This is a genomic window from Methanomassiliicoccus sp. (assembly GCA_033485155.1).
Taxonomy (GTDB): domain Archaea; phylum Thermoplasmatota; class Thermoplasmata; order Methanomassiliicoccales; family Methanomassiliicoccaceae; genus UBA6.
Window position 1 is genome coordinate 453,265 of record JAWQJJ010000002.1, and the last position, 19,499, is coordinate 472,763.

Genomic DNA, 19,499 nt, shown 5'->3' on the forward strand with positions numbered 1-19,499 from the left:
GCGGCCTCAATATTCTATTATAGAGTACCCGCCCGTATCTGTTCGCAAGGAGAACATCTCCCATGACCGTCAAGAAATACGAGAACTCGGGCAACAGCTTCACCATCGAGGTAGACCAGGAGCTTTGCGATGCTCAAGAGGATTGCATCAATGTCTGTCCCACGAACGTCTATGATCTGGTCGAGGGGAAGGCCGTCCCGGTAAGGATCGATGAGTGCATAGAGTGCTGCCAGTGCGTGGACGCTTGCCCCCGCGGCGCCATCAAACACTCTTCGTGTTGATCAGTCCGTTCTCTGGAGGATACCTCGGGAGTACCAGGCCTGGGCCACTTCTCTCACCTTCAGCTCCCTGCGCAGGTCGGCCGAGGTAAGCCCCCCCTGGTCGGTGATGATGCTCGAGAACAGCTCGAGGGGGGAGCTCTCGAAGACCTGCACATGCTCAGTGAGCCGGTCGCCCAGAGTCTTGGTGGACGTCGACAGGTCGGATAGGACCACCGGACATATCTTGCTCCACCCGCAGACCGCATAGGCCTTGAGCTCATAAGCCCCCGCTGCCTCCGCCAGGGATCTGGTGCCCACCTTGTTCACCAGGCCTGAAGCGGTGACCGAGTCCGCCCCCACAATCGCTCCATCAAGGTGCCCCATTCTCGCGAAGACCGTGGAATCGTAGATGACCTCGGTCTCCATGCCCTGCGCCGCGAGGACCTTGGCGAACTGACGCCCCTCCCCTCCGGGCGTGGACTCAGCTACTGTGATCCTAATTTCCCGATCCTTAGCCAGGGCCGAGAGCACCTGGGCCACCGTTGCGGAGTAGGATGTCGTCATGAAACAGCGACCCTTTATGAGCCTGGCGCTGTGCTCGGCGATGCGCATGCCGCTTCCTTTCTCCCGCTCCAGCGCCTCCGATAGCGCCTTTCTCAGGGATGCTGGACCTCCTGCCCCCTGAGCCGTCATCAGCATGATGGTGTTGGCAACATTGAACACCGGGGCAATGCTTGGCTTGGCGCGGTGGATGGCCACGGCAAAATCCTCCCATTCCGGGGCCGGTATGGTGACTAGGTCCTGCTCAGGCATCGACAGCAGGCCGTTGAGGATCGATGCGTGCATTCCTGCGGCCCCGGACGCGGCATCACGGGCCAGGGTCTCCGCGATCTCAGATAGGCGGGGGTCCATGGCTACGTCATCTTTCGAGCCGCATTTAATCGTTGGCCATAGCGCAGCCCCAGTCCCTGGTCAGCGTAAGAATGGTGATGGCACGAATGAGAAGGTCAGTAAAACGGGGCGAAGGGAATGGGTTTGCCTACGCGTAGCTGGACACTACCTCGTCGGAGATATGCTCAAGCTTCTCCAGCTTCTGAGGATAGTGGTTGCGGGGATCGAGGCTGATGATCAGGTTGCTTCCGTCCTCGTTGACCTTGCCGGTGGCCCTCGCCAGCACATCAAGGACCGGACGAAATCCGTTCCACATCTCCAGGACGTCCAGGCCGTTGAGGACGATGATCCCTTCCTTGTTGTCGGATAGGAAGCTGTTGATGTACTTCTCGAACGCCTGGAGGTTCATCGGCGGGATGCACTCGGGGTTCGGCCTGGTGCTCAGCCACATGGTCTCCAGCATCTGCTCGTCGAAATCGAGCTGGCTCCTGAGAAGTCGGGGCGGGTTCTTGGATATGTAGAGTGCCTTGCGACCCTTATCGAGTTCCTTTCTGAGGACCTGGTGAGTCCTCAACGGTACGCGCTCCTCGAACAGATAGAACTTCCCCTTGGACAGCTTCATTTGGTTACCTCCGTTATCAGGACTAATTCCATGAGCGCGTGTGAATATTAGTTGGTTGCCCGTTAGTAATTATCAAAAAGTGATAATGACGCCGCTGTAAGAGCGTGATTTTACACTTTATTAATACGTAAATAAAATCTGGCATAGTCAAAAAAGTGAACGTATCAATAGAAACTTAATCTTATTGATAACGATAATAACATGCTCTACCACCGAATGCTGGGTAGTGGATGTAAAAATGGGTACAAAAAAATATGGACGGAAAAAGTGTCAGGTGAGGGTAGTAGGCCCCCTTCTGTTTCAGGCAGCATTCAACTAAGCACCCTACCCGTCGGTCCTGAGCCGTCATCCCGACTGTTTGGGCTTGCTCCGGTGGGGAGTCGCCGTTTCACCAAATCCATGACCAGCGTCACTGCCAGGCAGATCATCCTTGATCATGGCTGTGTCGTTTCTGGGCCCTTGCCCTGGCTCTCACCAGGCCGCTCGCGCGACCCACCTTTCTCGTGGAGGGGGGACCTTCCTCAGCTGGGTTGTGACCCTACCGTCGGCCGCCCTCCCTCTCCTGACACCCTTTCCTAAGCCAAGGACATATAATAACATTCTCACAGGTGCCAGGACTTATGTATATATTTACAAATTAGTATAATTTCCGCTGCGCGAGCGTATGACAGACAATTGTCGGACATATTCTGTGATTATATAACATTGATGTCCGACATTTCATGCATTCTATTATTCTAATTATCATAATATATTATCAGATATAATATATAGGGAACGGCAGGCCGGACGAGATGAAGGGATCTATAATCGGTTACGAATTGAGGGTGTGGTTTGAACCGAGCGAGGGTCTCTTCGTCCTTCCTACCGCTCGGCGTTCCTTCCGGGCCTTCAAATCGCCAGGGCTTCCTGGACGATCCGGGACATGTCCTCGATGTTGTAAGCCGTCCCGCAGTACGAGCAAAATTTTAGGCCGGATGCGCTGGAATTCTTGTCGATGGTAATGCCTGCCCCACAGTTTTGGCACTTGTAGGGAATGGCTAGACCTTTGGTGCCGATCTGCTCCAGCAGCTGGTTCATGTCCACGGTGACATGTTTGATCATCTGTACACGATCCTTCTCTCTGGCCTTGCCCGCGTAGGTCCACAGCTTATGTCTCTCGAAGATCTGGGCCGCCCCCTCGTAGTTACCAGCCTTCTCCAGGTTCATGGCGGTCTGGAACTCGCCCACGGTCCCGCGGTCGGGGGTCGCTCCGGCATTGGCAGTGCTCCATTCCACGATAATGTTACGAAGTGCGGGATCCTTGCTTTTCATCGCTTCCAGTTCGGCGATCCACCGCTGAAGCTCGTTCTGCTCGTCGACCTTCTTCTGCTCGACCTCAGCGTTGTATTTCACCTTGCACTCGTCACACAACAAGCTCCCGCTCACCGTGCGCTTCTTCTTCTCGTCCCTGATGGTCTGGTCCGCGGCGACGTTCACCAGCACGAACACGACGAAGGCGGCGATCATCGTGTTAAGGCTGGCGAAGGTGATCCCAGGATACAGCGGCTCCTCCCAAGCGAATTCCATGATGCCGAGGAAAAGGATGCCCATGGTGATCACGCTCAAGATTGTCCTGACACCGTTGGCCGCCCTCATCTTGACGAAGGGCTTACTGCACTTGCTGCACCGCAACGATTCCGTTGCCATGAGGCCCTAATCTTCCCTAGGAAGTATCTAAGCCTTATTTGCTGAGATACTGATTCTATCAATAATGAAATATATTATACGGCAGTAGAAACCTTCTCCCGGCTACCTCGCCGGACGGGGCTTGATGTTCTGGTTGGAACGGAACATGTTATCAGGGTCATATCTTGTCTTGATATCGACCAGCCTCTGGTAATTGGACCCGTAGGCGCTGACCACTCTGGCAGACTCCCTGAGATCGTCGAAGTTCACATAACTGCGGTCTGAGAAATGGGGCCGCATGCGTTCGTATAACTCCCGGCTCCAGGCGATGCCCCCCATATCATCACGGGGGTCGGTCCAGGCCCCGATGATGTGGAGGTTGAAGGGGAAGCCGCGGTTGGGAAAGGCTGTAGCGTCCTCGGGTACCCTGTTAGCCTCGCCATGGTGAGCCCACAGGTGGATGGCGGAGAGGGGGGAGGGCATGGCATCGGTCCCTGCCACCAACTCATCCATAGCTTCATCTGTCAGTTGCGGGATGTAGCCGGATTTCCAGTAGTTGCGGGATCCCCACACGCCTGTGTAATCCAGCATTTTCTGTACTTTGTCGTAGGGCATCGGCCCAATGGTATCGACCTCCGGGGGACCGAGGGAGCGTAGCGGAGAGAGGCACCTTTCGCCCTCCTCTAGTCCGCCCGTCCAGCAGACCGTGACAGTGATGGCCGGCCGTCCTCCCCGATCGGTCACGCAGGCGAACACGAGGCCCAGCTCATCCGGTGCTTCCATGGCCAGGTCGCGGAATGTCCGCAGGACCTCACGGGCTTGCGAGCGGGGCCATTGGAGCAGGCCGGACAGGGTGACCTCGATGGGATGCAATGCGAGCTCGAAGGAGGTGACCACTCCCAGGTTCCCGCCACCCCCCCTCAGCGCCCACATCAGGTCCGGCTCGTCGTCATCATTGGCCGCTACCATCCCCCCGTCGGCCGTGACCAGGGTCGCTGCCCTGAGGTTGTCGCACGCCAGGCCGAAGCGAGACATGAGCCAACCGGCCCCTCCTCCGAGGGTGAAGCCAGCGATTCCGGTGGAGGATACCCTCCCTCCGGTGGTGGCAAGACCCAGTCTTTGGGCGACGGGGTCGAGATCCATCCACCGGGCGCCACCTCCTACCCTGGCCGTCCGTTCAGTGGGATCGATGAGAACCCCCCTCATGGCGGTAAGATCGATCACCAGTCCACCATCGTTAAGGGCGTTTCCAGCGACTCCGTGACCACCTGCTCGCACCGATACCTGAACATCGTTCTGGCGGGCGTAGCGAACACAGCGGACGACATCTTCGGACCCCGCACACCTCACGATCATGGCGGGGCGGCGATCGACGATGCCGTTGTATAATGCCCTCGCTCGATCGTAGGCCATCATTCCTGGACGGAGGACCTCACCTCTTATCCCGGCTAGTTCGTCCTGCGTCCGATGCAGTGTGCTCCCCCTAAGTTCGTTGACCATCCGATCCATTTTGGCATCATCTCATATTTGGACGTATATGGAAGGATATGAACGGTTCAATCGTACCGTTTGAGGGTGCGATCCGGTCCCGCCGTCGGCCGCCCGACCATCGTCCCGCCCTCGACCCCATCGCTCCGGTGATAGCGAAAGTGGAAATACCCAGCAATGGGAACGTGACTTCCCCCTCCGGGGGAGGACCAATAGGACTATGAAAGCTGTTGTGTACGATGGACCGGGTTCGGTGGACGTCAAGGAGGTACCAGACCCCAGGATAGAGGGACCTAACGATGCGATTATCAGGATGACAACAAGCGCAATCTGCGGGAGCGATCTGCACATGTATGATGGGCATACTCCGGCCAAACCGGGGATGATCCTTGGCCACGAGCCCATGGGTGTAGTGGAGGAGGTCGGGGAGGGTGTGAAGATGATTAAGGAGGGTGATCGAGTGGTCATGCCCTTCAACGTCGCCTGCGGCACCTGCCTGAACTGCCTGAAGGGTTACAGCAGCGCCTGTCTCACCATGAATCCGGCCAGTGCGGGGGCGGCGTACGGGTATGTGGAGATGGGTCCCTATCCGGGCGGTCAGGCCGAGCTGTTGAGGGTGCCCCAGGCGGACTGGGCATGCCTACCGCTACCAGGCAAGCCGGGTGACGAAAAGGAAGACGATTACGTGCTCCTTGCCGATATCTTTCCTACTTCCTACCACGCCACGGAGATGGCCATGGTTGCGCCGGGTCGTACCGTGGGTATCTTCGGTGCCGGTCCGGTCGGGCTGCTGGCGGCGTACTGCTCGATTCTGAAGGGCGCGAGCGAGGTGTACGTGGTGGATAGATCGGAGAAGAGGCTTGAGCTAGCGAAGTCAATTGGAGCCATACCGATCAACTTCACTGAGGGCGATCCGGTGAAGCAGATCATGGAGCTCAGACAGGGCACCGCGGTGGTGAGCAAATCCCTCCATCCCGAGGAGAAGCTGATGGGGGTGGAGTGCGGCATCGATGCCGTCGGCTACCAGGCCAACGACCGCGCCGACCCTCAGCAGTTCAATCCCAACCAGGTGCTCAGCGATCTGGCGAGGCTGATCAACCCGGCCGGCCATCTGGGTGTGATCGGCGTGTACATGAAGGAGGACCCTCAGGCCAGGAACGAGCTGGAGAAGAAGGGCATTCTCGCCATCCCGTTCGGTATGATGTGGACAAAGGGGATCACCATCGGTACTGGGCAGGCTCCAGTGAAGAACTATCAGCCCTACCTTCGAGATCTGATCGCCAACGGAAAGGCCAAGCCCTCGTTCATCGTCAGCGACCGGATCTCCATCTCCGAGGCGGCCCAGGCCTATCAAGAGTTCGACAAGCGGGATAACATCACCAAGGCGGTGATCAAGTTCTGAAGGGAGCGTTCTGGCCATTGCGGTCAGACGCGCAGTGATTGTTCCATCAGCTGTGGATGGTCACTGCGCATGTGATCCCGCATCAGGCGATTGAGTCCCTCCATCTGCCGACTGAGGATGATGGTCCCGCACACTGGACATTCCGCTCCGATCTCTCCCGCCTTTACCTCTGACGAAACCGTCGGGGGCATACCTGGAGCGGTCTTGACTGCTCCTGCGCCTTGTCCGGTGAGCAGCAGGCGGTCCCGGTCCTCCTGTCGGCCCAGGTCCCCGCGTAGTGGCGAGACGTCCATGCCGTCGTCCATCCCCAAGCGATAATTGGCCTTTTCCATTACGAGGTTGCTGGTCGGTGGCGATGGGGTGGAGGTCGGGGTCGAGGTCTTGAGGTTCATCACGCCCTTGAGCCAGTCCACGCCCTCGGACAGCTTTCCTCCCGGCGAGGAGGTGCTCTGATGGCTCCCCAACCCTCGGCGGGTATCGGCGGCGGCCGCTCGAGGGTTCCCGGTCGTCTGCAGGCTAGAGGGGTCAGGAGAAATGGGCATCCCCAGTCCGCTATCGGAGAAGGGCTGTTCGGAGATCGGTGCAGCGCCGCCATCTCGGGCCCTCGCCATCCTGTCGGCCCGCGCTGCGGGCGCCTCGCGGATCAGCCCGTGAGAGGCGGCGAAGTGTGTCCTCATGGTCGATGAGAGCAGTGACGCGTCATCGCTCTCCAGTCGCTCCCCGCACACGGGGCAGAGGAGTTCGGATTCGGTCATGACCTGACGTTCCAGTCCGTTGTTCATAATTATTTTCCGTATCTCGGTGGCATAGGGGGCCCAGCCTGTTTTTACAGCGAGGGCTCAACAGCCCCGTTCATCCAGCGGTCCCCGGGCATATACTCCTAAGGACAATCATGTCCGTGAGATTGACAGTCTAGACAGAATGCCGACCATGCACCTAGATAGTCAAGTGCATTGTCAATGGAACGAGCATGATGGGATCGAAGGGATTGATGGCCGGGAAGAGAGTTGACCCTACGGACCACCAACGGATTGCTCCCTCCTTTGGAAATAGTGCGGGTCTAGCGCTCGTCACCTGTCCCGGCCGACACAGAGAAGTACCTCCTGGTCGAGGGCATGACCAAGGCGATGAAGATGGCTAAGCCCATGGCGATGGTCATATACGTAGCCGGATAGTCCAGTCCGATGAGGAGGTTCTCCATGAACAGCCATGCTATAAGTATGGCCACGAGGGCGATCCCGCCCTGCCAGGACCAATGGATGCCGCCTGCCTTACTGATCTCGCTGAAGAACAGCTCTCCTCTGGTCCAAGCGCCGTGGGCGAGAAACAGGGGATACAGCCCGTAGATAAAGAAGAGGAACAGGCCGACCAGGAAAAAACTTTGGGAGGGTATCTTCTCGGCCATGGCGTGTTGGAATCCGATCAGGGCGCCGCTCGGGTCGGACATCAACAGGATGCCGCTGATGATGCCCATTGCACCGAAGAGAACTTCCAAAACGATCAGAGCCTTGACGGCTTTGGGACGCGGTATCTTCGTTCCAGTCAATTTGTTACCCATGCCAGGATCGACCTGGCCCTATAAAAAGGGCGGATCACGGATCAGGTCGAGGCAGGGTACGAACGCTCCGTTCATCGATCGCAACTTTATGTTGATCCTATGCTGACCTCTTGTTGGTATTGGAACTAGGACTCATATCGCCCAGATCACTGACGCGTCCCATGTTATCCCCTTCCTCGTGTCCATCGCCCCAAGCTTTGTCCCCGTACCGTTCTGGCCCTTATTCGAGCTGGCCATACAGCCTCTGTATCCTAGATTGGTGAGAGGGAGATGAGATCCACCGATCTCTGAAAACACTTCATTTTTTTTGCCTCCTCGTAATAAACGTTCACTATCAGCAGGCAGGAGTGCGTGTCGTGACACGGAAGCATGGGGGGCGACGTGTTGTGCGAATGCCCGTTATAGATATACATCTATCAGAAGCGACGTAATATGGACAAAAGATTGATATTAGAAGTGATGTATGCTAATTTGTCTTCCGGCCGAATGACTGTAAGTAGGAAGCTCACCTCGGAACATACAGAATCCCTAACTGCATGACATCACTCTCGGTCGGAAGACACTTGAGTAATACGCCAGCTTTGCCTCCAAAACCCCTTACCAATCTCCCCCTCCCGGGGGTTCTTTCATTTCGCCCTTCTCCCACCCCATCCCGGTCACTAGATCCGTCCGGTCCCCTCGCGGTATCGTCCCGTTGTTGGCCGCTGCCCCATTGGGTTCGATTGAATATCTCGGTTAATTTTTTATCCTCTCGATAGCCAAGTTCCAGATGGTGACCATAGATGGCGATGAAGGAGGAAACTATTGGGCCGCTGGAGAGTAGGTCGAAAAATGCTACCGCCGATACCAAGGCCATAAATGAACATTACCTTCGGTCTCTGCCTTTCGAGGATGAGCTGGACTTCGAGGATGCAAGACGTGGTTTCATTGCTCCCCTACCAGATGGCGGGATGGTCAAGGATGGGAAGGGACAGATTGTCTGGGATCTCGGTCGCTTCTCCTTCATCGAACAGGATGCGAAGGCCCCCGATACAATCAATCCTAGTCTGTGGCGCCAGTCCCAGCTGGTCGTACAGGGCGGTTTATTCAAGGTCGTCGATGGCCTATATCAGGTTCGTACCGCTGATCTGTCGAACATCACCTTCTTCGAGGGTGATGACGGTATCGTTGTCGCCGATCCTCTGATCTCGGTGGAGACGGCAAGAGCGGCCCTTGGACTGTATTATCGACACAGGCCCAAGAAACCCGTTGTAGCAGTGATCCATTCCCACAGCCACGTGGACCATTTCGGTGGCGTTCGCGGAGTGATCGATGAAGCCGATGTGAAATCAGGCAAGGTCAAGATAATTGCGCCGGAAGGCTTCCTCGAAGCGGCTGTATCCGAGAATGTCATGGCCGGCAATGTCATGAGTCGCCGGGCCACCTATATGTATGGCAATCTCCTGGCTCCTGGACCAAAGGGGCAAGTGGGGGCCGGCCTGGGCGTGACCACTTCTTCCGGTACCTTGAGCCTGCTTCCCCCGACCGATCTGATCACCGAGACTGGGCAGAGGATGAACATTGCCGGCTTGGACTTCGAATTTATGTTGGCGCCAGACACTGAGGCCCCGGCAGAGATGCACTGGTACATCGAACAGTTCAAGGCGGTCACCGCCGCCGAAAACTGTTGCCACACGATGCATAACACCTACACTCTGCGCGGGGCCAAGATCCGGGATCCGCTGGCATGGTCCAAGTATCTGGACCAGACGATACAGATGTGGGGCGGTCGGTCGGAGGTGATGTATGGAATGCATCATTGGCCAGTGTGGGGAACCGAGCGTGTCCTGGAGATGTTGACCAAGGCCCGGGACGGCTATCGTTTCATCAACGATCAGACATTAAGGCTAGCTAACCACGGTTTGACTCCTGTGGAGATCGCTGAGCACATCGAGCTGCCAAAGGAAGTGGCCCGTCATTGGGCTTTCCGCGGCTACTACGGCTCTCTCAATCACAACGTCAAAGCGACCTACGTGCGCTATCTGGGATGGTTCGACGGCAATCCTGCCCATCTGCACGAACTGCCGCCCGAGGAAAGGGGTAGCAAGTACGTCGAATTCATGGGGGGCGCCGAGTCCGTGCTCGAGAAAGCAAAGGACGCCTTCGAGAGAGGAGAATATCGCTGGGTCGCCGAGATCGTAAACCATGTGGTCTTCGCCGATCCAACTAACCAAAGGGCGAAGGAGCTCCAGGCCGATGCACTGGAGCAGCTTGGCTACCAGGCGGAGTCGGGTCCGTGGCGCAACTTCTATCTTACCGGAGCGAAGGAACTGCGGGACGGAGTCATGCAGCTTCCCGTACCTGTCATTCCCGACGACTTCATGAGATCTGTAAGCATCCCTCTCTTGCTTGACTCATTGGCCGTGCAGCTTAATGGCCCAAAATCCGAGGGCAGGAAGATAACGCTCAATCTTACCTTCATCGACAGCAATGAGCCATGTACGCTCATCCTCGATAATGCTGCCTTGAGTCATCGGTATGGTGTTCACTCTGAAGATGCAGATGCTACGATCGAGCTCAGGAGAGCGTCACTGATCAGAATGCTGGCAGGGCAATCGTCGATGGATGATCAGATCCGCTCTGGAGAGATCAGGATTCAAGGCAGGGGGAAGGCACTAAATGAGCTGTTATCGATGCTGGATACATTTGAGTTCTGGTTCAACATTGTGACGCCTTGATGTGGAAAATCATTCCATCATATGCGACAACCGAATCGACCGATAACGAGCTGGCCACCGCAGTCCTCAAAGACATCGCCGACGGGGAGCGGGTTCATGCCGGAGAGTTCCTGCGGCTGCTTAAGGAGCTGTCCCCGGACGAGGAAGCATTCTACTCGGAAGGCGTTTAGGAGGTCGAAGAAGAGATCGAGAAGATGAAGAACGGCCCCAAGCCCGAGTCGATCTCAGGCGTTGACGATTCGTTGTTGAATTGATCAATAGTCCGAACGACGAGGGGGGCGCGGAGCTTATGCTGGAGCGCAGGCACGACATCGATGCGCTCCCGAATAAGCATATGATTTCCTTGTCCACCACTTCTGCACCATTGCCAGGGCGGCTATCTTGTAATAAGACCAACGAAAGATAGATATGAAGAAAGCAGCCACCTCATCTACATGTCAGACCTGTCTAGCGTTCATTCGGTCTTGAGCATAGACCGAAAGCTGTCCAAGGATGAGCTCGCTCGCGCGCTAAGATTGAGCATTGCTGACGAATATGAAGCCATACAGATCTACCAGCAGATGGCCGAAGGCATCGAGGATGAGGGGATTAAGAAGGTTATATTGGACATAGTCCGGGAAGAGCAGAAACACGCCAGCCAGTTCTGGGACCTTCTGGCGAGAGTCGTCCCGGAAGAGGAAAAGATATACCATGAGGCGGTAAAAGAGAATAAAGAGCTCATGGGAAATTGAGCGGTCAAGTCCTGCCTGAAATGGCGTCGGCGGGCTTGGAGCGCCCCCTAACCTCATCATCATTCCGTGATCGCGTGCAGGACGGAACATCATTAAAAGGCATGATGCCTTTCGTCCATATGCTCCATGGCATTGAACACATCTATCCTGGTCACGATTCCTACCACTCTGCCACCCAAGGGTTCGATCACCAAGATGGTCGACAGCCTCTTGGATGCCATCATCTCGAAGGCTTCAACGGCTGAGGCATCCGGGCCGATGGTGTGATATCCGGTTTGAACCTGTTCCTGACCCAGCTCACCCTTATGACCCAGGATGCCGTCCCTGGTAGCTATCCCTTCTACCCTGCCGTCTCGAACGACCGGGTAAATGTGGTGCGGATGCGTGCGGACGATATCCATCAGCTCTCGGCTCGAAGCGGTCGACGAGACTGTGACAGGATCTCTGGACATGATGTCCTTTACCTTTTTCCCACCAAGAGTGGAGAAGTCCACCCCGATCCTGCAGCTAGTGATCTGACTTTCATAAAGGCTCCATTTTCCAGAAACCAAGTAACTGACGGTGGAGGCGATCATCAGCGGGATCAGGACTACATAACCACCTACCATTTCAGTGACTAGGACAGCTGCGGCGATGGGAGTTTTTGATACCCCGGCCATCATCGCCCCCATTCCGACGAGGACAAAGAGAGGATAAGGTTGTAGGTTCAGAAGAAGAGCGATCGAACCGCCAATGGCCCCTCCGATGATCAATGACGGGAAGAATATTCCACCACTTCCGCCTGAGCCAACAGTGAATGAAGTGGCAACCATCTTGGCCAGTAAAATGCCAATCAACAGAGCTATGCTAATAGTCGTTCCACCAAGGATCAGCTGTATCGTTCCTTCACCAAGCCCCAATATCTGCGGGTACTCGAGACCTATGATGCCCACCAAGAAGCCCCCGATAAATGTCGTCGCAGGCAGCGGTAGCTTTGAACCCCGAAAGACCCCTGTGACCCGCTTCATGAGGTAGACGAACAGGATCCCGATCAATCCGATGATCGCCCCCAAGATGAGCGTTATCGACAGCAGATCAGCCGTTATGGGAACATCGGTCAGATCAGAGGAGAAGATCGGACCACCACCCCCAAACGGAACGAAGACCAAATATGACGTCACGCTCGAGATGATCGAAGGTATTGCGGCGTTGCCTTCAAAATCATTTTTATACGGGACCTCTATGGCGAAAATGGCCGAGCCTAACGGCGCTCGAAAGACTGCGGACCAGCCCGCGGCCATCCCGGCTACAACAAGAATCCTCATCTCGGAGCGACTTAACTTCATTCTCGTCCCAATTGTTGAGGCGATGCTCGCAGAAATCTGGGATATGGGACCTTCGTTTCCGGAGCTTCCGCCGGTCCCAATTGTCAAAGCCGACGCGATCATCTTCACGGGTGCGACGATTCCTCGGATCTTCCCGCCATCATGATGCATCGAGCTGATAACATGATCAGTGCCTGGCCCAGCAGTCTCCGGAGCAAAACGCATCATGACAATGCCCGCTAGCAAGCCGCCCACAGCAGGCAGCATCAGCAAGACATACCAAGGCATCACATAAGAGTCATAGGAGATGTTCCAAACCAGGTTAAGCAGGAGCTGGAACACAATGGCTCCTAACCCCGAAACGATTCCAACGGCTATGCTGATCGGAATCCACTTTCTAAGATATGGGCCAAGGTCCTCATCGAAAGAACGATGCAACCCTTCGATGAATGAAATTGAGGTCATAGACATATTGTTGCACTTGGCCCAAAGAAGCCCAAGTCCAGTCGAGGCAGCGAACAATGGATATTAAAAACAACTTCATAATTTATCTGGATATATCTTTCCATTTTCGCCTTCAGGCCATCATAGCTCGACCAGGCCTCCTGGTTTACTGGATCCATAGGGGATGAATTAGGATAATCATCTCTGCAGTTCATCCCACGGATCGTCAATGCCCGATCGCCAATGGGCTATCGCCCGCATCTGATGAAAAGGATGTTTGGGCTTTCGACGTCACCATCACCCTTTATTGATTTTCCAGTACACGATCCCACCGATCGGAAGAACGCGATAATGTCGATTGAAAATGTCATTCGGATAGGCGATGATGTGATCATGGAATCAAAGGTCCAGCAGCAAAGGGGGCGAGGGGGACTCCTCATTCTTCTGCACATCCTCCCTTGCTAACTGCCTCTCGACCAGATACGCACCCGCAGAGGTCAAAATGGTCGAGGCGATGACCACAAAGGCCACAATCCCCATCAAGGTATCTTTGGCAATCCCATCTGCCACGCCATGGGAGAACGGCAACAGTGCAACCACTATGGTGCAGAGTCCTCTGGGAAACATCGTCCTTATCGATAGCAGCTCTGATCTGGCCCAGTTATTCCTCATCTTGAATAGGGCGACCACCAACTGCCTTAGGATCACGAGAATGAAGAATACGGTTGTGCCGTATATCAGCAGCTCTAATCCAATTTGGAGAGTGGCAACATACATGCCAAGAAATGTGAAAAAGAAGACCTTGATAAAGAACGAAACCTCCTCATTCAGCACATTGAACTTTTCCCCCAGTAGATCCTTCTCTGGACTGTGGCACAGGAATTTAGGCATGTGATGGGCATTGCCGAGTATGAGTCCGAACATGAGGACGGCGATAACCGACCCACCGCTAGGAGCAACATACTCGCATGCGCCAAAAATGAGCATGATCATTGCCAGAGTTAGGATGTAGAAATATCGATACTTCTTCAGTTTGGGAACGCAGTTGATCCATAGGACCCCAATCACCGAGCCAATAATCAGCGACGTAGCTACGGATTTTAACATGCTCAAAAGGGAGTCCAGTGGTTCTGTACCAGGGGTGGCCATATAGATCACAATGGCCGATCCGATGCCTACGACAAGGACGTCGGTAATCGCCGACTCGAGAATCAGCACCGCTCTGATCCGGGTGCTGCATCTGAGGCTAGATATCAGGGGTATGACGGTGGGCGCAGATGTAGAGCCGAATACTACGCCGCACAGTGCAGCCATCTCTATCGGGATTCCCATAAGAAAGAAGAGCATAGTAAGAACGAGGACGACAAGTGCGAACATCGACAGCGCCAAGAACACCGCGTCCCTGCCTGCTACCCCTATGTCTATCAAGCTCAGTTCAAGGCCGCCATTGAACATGATGATCGACAACGCGAACAAGGAAACGAAAGGGATCAAAGAATTGACCAGGTCGGTCACTTCCACCCCCGCTGAGCTTAAAGCCCATCTGCCGATGATCCAGCCAAGGAACATGAGGATGAGGATATCCGGTGCTTTGTAGCGGCGGAACAGTAGATTGGCAAAGTACCCTGTAACGATCGCCAATCCTCCGATGATGAAAATTCCAGCCGCTTCGATTCCGGCCATGTCCCACGGTATGCCTTTTCCATTAAAAATGACTATCTGGCTTTTTAAGATGCATGCATCTCATCCTCACTTAGCTTTCCGATACCTTATCATTTCGCGCCAAAAAATGGGCGTGAGGACGGCGAAGACGGTAATGAACTCCAGTCGACCGACCCACATGGTGAATATTAACACTAATTTCGCCAGATCGGGCAGGAGACCAAACGTGCCCATCGGCCCGAGCTGACCGACGCCCGGTCCAGCGTTCGAGAGGGTCGTTACCGCTGCGCTGATGGCCGTCGTGGGATCGATCCCCAATAAGACCAGGACTACGGAACAAAGAAGAGCGGTGGCCAAATAGCACATAGCCACCGCCATCATCGAAGATACAACATTCTCGCCTAACTGGCGGCCATCCAATTTTATGGAAAAAATGGCCCTTGGATGAACGGTCTTGTAGATCGATGAATAAATGAACTTTCTGGATAGGACAAATCTGACGACCTTGATGCCCCCGGCGGTCGAGCCAGAGCATCCACCGATCACAATGAGGGCTAGCAACAGAAAGATCGCAGACCTGCTCCAGAGCGAAAAATCGGTCGTCGCGAAACCGGTCGAACTCATGCAACTGATGACCTGGAACATGGAAGTGCGTATCCCTGGCTCCAACTCATCGAACTCATGGCCCCAGAGTATGGCGGTCACAGCCACGCTTGCAGCAAGAAATATGAAAGCATATGACCGAAACTCCGCGCTCCGCCAATACGTTTTTCGGTCCCGTGACACGAACGCTTGGAAGTGGAGATAAAAGTTGGTTGCCGCCAAGAACATGAACACAATGACGATCCACTCCACCAGAGGATTATGGTAGTAAGCGATGCTCTGCGTATGGGGCGAGAAGCCTCCTGTTGAAATTGTAGAAAACATCACAGTGAGCGAATCGAATAGCCCGATCCCCGTTACCAGCAAAAGAAGGAACATAATGCCGGAAAATGCCATGTAGATGTAGTGGAACTTACTGGATTCCTCCTGTATGCGCAGAGAGATGTTCTGGATGTCGAAACCGGAGAACTCGCTCTTGGCCAGGTTCCGACCGGCGACGCCGACCATTGGGAGAATGGTTATGAAGATCAATATGATGCCGGCACCTCCCAGCCACTGGGAAAAGCTCCTCCAGAACAGAATGCTGTTAGGCCACGCCTCGATGTCCAGCATGATCGTTGAGCCAGTGGTGGTGAAGCCGCTCATGGTCTCGAACATGGCGTCGATGATGCTCATCCCGTACATGATGTAGGGTATCGCTCCAAGAACCATGGCAATCAGCCAGCCCATGGTTACTACGAAAAGTGCGGCGGTCGGCCTGGTGAACTGAGCTGCCTCAAATCTGAGCAATAGGGGGGCGCCTAAAGAAGCGCACAGGATGATCGGATAGATCCAGGGACGTGGATCTTCGTTATAAATGAGCGCAACGATGAGGGGCAAGATCAGGGCGATAGCAAGATATGAAAATAACATGCCGAGCAGGTAAGCGATGGTATTCTCTCTTCGAGCCAACCTTGCTCGGACAGTATATCTAGTGATCCCGTGCTTTCGAAGGATGAATCTGAAAGATTTCCACGTTCTTCTCCAAACGCCTGAGTTCGACATTTGACAGCCTCACGGGTTCACAGGTATGTCCAGGTTGAAGATCCGCTCCAGGGCAATTATATCCAGCTTGTCCGCGTATACAAGCAATGTGTCACCTTCCATGACATAGCCGTCTGGATTCGGCATTTTCGCTTTGCCGTCAAAGACCACCGCGGCCACGGTGGACCTTTCGGGCAGCTCGATCTGGCAGAACCGGTCTCCTCTAATGCGGCAGTGCGCGTTGACCTTCAAACTGACGAGCGCCTCTTCGAACCCATTCAGGAGCAAGAAACAGTCGTTAGGCACAGTGGCCTTCACGATCTCATTCGCCACCACCTCATGATAGCTTATCGCTGCATCTATCCCGGCCATCTGGAATATGCCCTTGTACTCTTGCTTCGAGTATGTCGTTATTGTTTTAGGTACTCCCAGGTGCTTACCCACCAAGCAAGCCAGGAGGTTGCTCTCCTCACTCTTGGTGGCACAGACGAGGACGTCAGTCATGCCGACGTTCTCATTTCGCAGTACGAGCGGATCGGCCCCGTTATCGTTGATGATGATTACTTTATTGAACCTTTGAGCCAGCTCCTTGCACCGAGCCTCGTCCTTTTCGATTAAGCGCAACGAGACATCTTCTTTCTCGAACAATCCGATGAGATACTGAGCAACGAGACCTCCACCGACAATGAGTATATCACGAGGTTTTTTTGTCGAGCCGAGCAATTTATCGAACTCGGCGATACCGCTCTGGCTGCCTATCAGAACGATCTCATCGCCGATCTGGAAGGTGGCGTCGCCCTGCAAGACCACAGTTTCCCCGGCCCTGTGCACGCACAGTACCCTACAATCCTTGGACAAAGGGAGATGCTGCATCGGGATGTAAGTGACACCCTGCGTATCGCGAGTCAGTTTGAATCTGGCAATCTCGAGGTCATATTTCGGTATTCGGTCGATGTCGATCGCGTTCTCGAGCGCGGCGAGCTTCCAGATCTTCGTTGCGACGAGGAGCTCGGGTGAGAGGACCTGATCTATTTCCAGGAGGCTCACTACTGGACTGCCCTCGATGAACGCCCGGTCGCGCATCCTCACCACCGTCCTCAACCCGGGTCTGATCTTCTTGGCGACCAGGCATGCGAACACATTGGCCTCATCGCTTTCCGTCATCGCCAAGAAGAGATCCGTATCATCCTTCAGGATACGTTCAAGCACTTGGGGGCTGGCCCCGTTAGCGTTGACCACCCCGACATTTAGGGTGTTCATGACATATTCGTAACGCTTCTCATCCCTCTCCACGACAATTACGACATGTTTGCTCGATAGAATGCGAGCTATCGAGTAACCAACCGTACCGGCACCGACGATGATGATGCGCATCGAGTGTCCCCAATCCCGCCACCCCTATTGCCAGATAGGCCAAATGTTTTTGGTCTCCAATTCGGATTTTCAATCGATGTCCTACGATGCTAGGATCCAGGATCTTTCGAAGTGAACATTCAGATCATGCCATTCGGGGTCTGGCCCTCCGTTAACATGATATCAGGGCCCCATGGTTTATTATCCATAGGCGATTGAAGGCTGGGATGCATTCGTGGATGAGATCGCAATAGAAACCGTGCTCTTGCAATTGTTCGTTCTCTTTTCCCTGGCCAAGGTGGCGGGGCTGATATGCGAGAGAGTTAAGGTCTCGCCGGTGATCGGTGAGATTTTCGCAGGTGTTATCGTGGGCAACACCTTCCTCTACCAGTCGCTCAGCATGGATCTGGACATGTCGTTGTTCAGCATTCTTGCTGAACTGGGCGTTATCTTCCTGCTGTTCGCCGTTGGCCTGGAAACGCCGTTCTCGGAGCTTCGGAAGGTCGGCAAGACGGCGACCCTCGTCGCTGTCCTGGGCGTCATAGTCCCGCTTCTTTCGGGTTTCGCCCTCATCATAGCGCTTGGTCACGGCCAGACCGAAGCGTTGTTCATAGCTGCGGCCATGGTCGCCACGAGCGTCGGCATCACCGCCCGGGTGATCAAAGATATGGACCTTACCCAGACCATCGAGTCCCGCGTGATCATCGGAGCGGCAGTCATAGACGACGTTCTGGGCATGATCGTCCTAGCCATCGTCGTAGGCATCGCCAGTGGTGGTTCCAACGGCATATTGGACATTGTCCTGGTCTCCGCGGAGGGTATTCTCTTCGTACTGCTGGTAATCTTCATCGGGTCGATACTGCTGCCAAGGGCCAGAAGAAGGTTCGAAACAAAGAAGGAAACGATCGCATGCGGGGAACAAAAACGCCACGGTCTGTCGCCGCTACCCCTGGCGGTGATCGTCTGCCTGGGCTTGTCGTTTCTAGCATCCTATGTCGGCCTGGCCGCCATCATCGGCGCGTTCCTGGCGGGCATGGCCTTCGCTGAGTTCAAGGACAAGTGGCCGTGCGAAGAGGATTTCCATCCCATAAACGAATTCCTTGTGCCGTTCTTCTTCCTGTTCGTCGGCATATCGGTGGACCTTGCCTCGTTCGGGGAGGTGTTGCTGCTCGCGATCACCGTCACCCTGCTCGCCATCGCTACCAAGTTCATCGGTTGCGGCCTGGGAGCCCGAAGTCTGGGTGGTAAGTCGGCCACCATCATCGGCGTCGGAATGGTTCCACGGGGCGAGGTCGGCATCATCGTTGCCAGCATCGGGCTGAGCATGGCCGTCATATCGGCCAACATGTTCTCCGTCGTCGTCTTCATGTCGATGGCCACGACTATCGTGGCACCCCCACTGCTGACCTGGGCGTTCAGGAGGAAATTGAGAGCGAATGGCAGTTGCTCAAACGAATGAATGTAACTGGTGCTGATGGCATGTGCCAAACATAACATGCCGAAGGTCCGGATGAACATCGCCCAGCGCTGCCCCGGCTGGCGCATATGGCGATAGTTCATCTTCTCGGTTTTTTAATCTCGATTTCGGCTTCCTACACAAGCTTCGCTCTTACGCGTTGCTGCTATGATGAACGGCGACCTCACGGACTTGTTAAATGATGAGAGTATCTAATGGGCGGCATCAGGAGTTGGAGGACTCCCTGGATATCGTTCTTCAACTTTCTACGCCAAGTTCAACAATCGGCCCTGGTCCCGGGCACGGACCGTTTTTAA

General features: G+C 54.9%; 16 protein-coding genes and 1 other RNA gene. 6 read left to right on the forward strand and 11 right to left on the reverse strand.

Annotated elements, in window-relative coordinates; genetic code table 11:
• The first annotated feature begins 62 nt into the window (after positions 1 to 62).
• A complete protein-coding gene (locus tag SA339_05235) occupies positions 63 to 281 on the forward strand; it encodes a 4Fe-4S binding protein (protein MDW5562613.1) in 219 nt (72 codons plus the stop codon).
• Here the strand turns inward: SA339_05235 and SA339_05240 are convergent, their stop codons facing one another.
• The 5 genes from SA339_05240 to SA339_05260 all read right to left on the reverse strand — a co-directional run bounded on the left by SA339_05240 (position 282) and on the right by SA339_05260 (position 4,950).
• Positions 282 to 1,172: a hypothetical protein gene (locus tag SA339_05240; protein ID MDW5562614.1), complete on the reverse strand. Its 891-nt coding sequence runs from the start codon at positions 1,170 to 1,172 to the stop codon at positions 282 to 284.
• A 127-nt stretch (positions 1,173 to 1,299) separates the two neighbouring features.
• Entirely contained in the window at positions 1,300 to 1,773 is a 474-nt protein-coding gene (locus SA339_05245) for a DUF835 domain-containing protein (protein MDW5562615.1), read from the reverse strand.
• Positions 1,774 to 2,045: 272 nt separating this feature from the next.
• An RNA gene (gene rnpB / locus SA339_05250) (RNase P RNA component) lies at positions 2,046 to 2,337 on the reverse strand.
• Between the two features lie 327 nt (positions 2,338 to 2,664).
• Complete coding sequence (locus SA339_05255; GenBank protein MDW5562616.1) at positions 2,665 to 3,462, reverse strand: hypothetical protein; 798 nt, start codon at positions 3,460 to 3,462, stop codon at positions 2,665 to 2,667.
• Positions 3,463 to 3,564: 102 nt separating this feature from the next.
• Complete coding sequence (locus SA339_05260; GenBank protein MDW5562617.1) at positions 3,565 to 4,950, reverse strand: FAD-binding oxidoreductase; 1,386 nt, start codon at positions 4,948 to 4,950, stop codon at positions 3,565 to 3,567.
• Positions 4,951 to 5,149: 199 nt separating this feature from the next.
• Between SA339_05260 and SA339_05265 the strand changes: the two genes are divergently transcribed.
• Complete coding sequence (locus tag SA339_05265; GenBank protein MDW5562618.1) at positions 5,150 to 6,331, forward strand: glutathione-independent formaldehyde dehydrogenase; 1,182 nt, start codon at positions 5,150 to 5,152, stop codon at positions 6,329 to 6,331.
• A 23-nt stretch (positions 6,332 to 6,354) separates the two neighbouring features.
• Here SA339_05265 and SA339_05270 read toward each other — a convergent pair whose 3' ends face one another.
• Together SA339_05270 and SA339_05275 are read right to left on the reverse strand one after the other, a co-directional pair.
• Entirely contained in the window at positions 6,355 to 7,086 is a 732-nt protein-coding gene (locus tag SA339_05270) for a hypothetical protein (GenBank protein ID MDW5562619.1), read from the reverse strand.
• A gap of 305 nt (positions 7,087 to 7,391) precedes the next feature.
• Entirely contained in the window at positions 7,392 to 7,877 is a 486-nt protein-coding gene (locus tag SA339_05275) for a hypothetical protein (GenBank protein ID MDW5562620.1), read from the reverse strand.
• 794 nt (positions 7,878 to 8,671) lie between these two features.
• On the opposite strand from SA339_05275, the gene SA339_05280 reads away from it, so the two are divergent.
• The 3 genes from SA339_05280 (at position 8,672) to SA339_05290 (ending at position 11,337) form a co-directional block, all read left to right on the forward strand.
• Positions 8,672 to 10,606: an alkyl sulfatase dimerization domain-containing protein gene (locus SA339_05280; protein MDW5562621.1), complete on the forward strand. Its 1,935-nt coding sequence runs from the start codon at positions 8,672 to 8,674 to the stop codon at positions 10,604 to 10,606.
• Complete coding sequence (locus SA339_05285; GenBank protein MDW5562622.1) at positions 10,606 to 10,776, forward strand: hypothetical protein; 171 nt, start codon at positions 10,606 to 10,608, stop codon at positions 10,774 to 10,776. Before SA339_05280 ends, SA339_05285 begins: the two co-directional genes overlap by 1 nt.
• Positions 10,777 to 11,040: 264 nt before the next feature.
• Entirely contained in the window at positions 11,041 to 11,337 is a 297-nt protein-coding gene (locus tag SA339_05290; protein ID MDW5562623.1) for a ferritin family protein, read from the forward strand.
• A 92-nt stretch (positions 11,338 to 11,429) separates the two neighbouring features.
• Here the strand turns inward: SA339_05290 and SA339_05295 are convergent, their stop codons facing one another.
• From SA339_05295 to trkA, 4 genes are all read right to left on the reverse strand, one after another.
• A complete protein-coding gene (locus tag SA339_05295; protein ID MDW5562624.1) occupies positions 11,430 to 13,106 on the reverse strand; it encodes a chloride channel protein in 1,677 nt (558 codons plus the stop codon).
• A gap of 378 nt (positions 13,107 to 13,484) precedes the next feature.
• Positions 13,485 to 14,768, reverse strand: coding sequence for a cation:proton antiporter (locus SA339_05300; protein ID MDW5562625.1), 1,284 nt, complete (start codon positions 14,766 to 14,768; stop codon positions 13,485 to 13,487).
• A gap of 66 nt (positions 14,769 to 14,834) precedes the next feature.
• Entirely contained in the window at positions 14,835 to 16,394 is a 1,560-nt protein-coding gene (locus tag SA339_05305; protein MDW5562626.1) for a TrkH family potassium uptake protein, read from the reverse strand.
• A 9-nt stretch (positions 16,395 to 16,403) separates the two neighbouring features.
• Positions 16,404 to 17,747 carry a Trk system potassium transporter TrkA gene (gene trkA, locus SA339_05310; protein MDW5562627.1) on the reverse strand — a complete coding sequence of 448 codons (1,344 nt, stop codon included), beginning with the start codon at positions 17,745 to 17,747 and terminating at the stop codon, positions 16,404 to 16,406.
• 214 nt (positions 17,748 to 17,961) lie between these two features.
• On the opposite strand from trkA, the gene SA339_05315 reads away from it, so the two are divergent.
• Entirely contained in the window at positions 17,962 to 19,185 is a 1,224-nt protein-coding gene (locus tag SA339_05315; protein ID MDW5562628.1) for a cation:proton antiporter, read from the forward strand.
• Positions 19,186 to 19,499 lie beyond the last annotated feature (314 nt).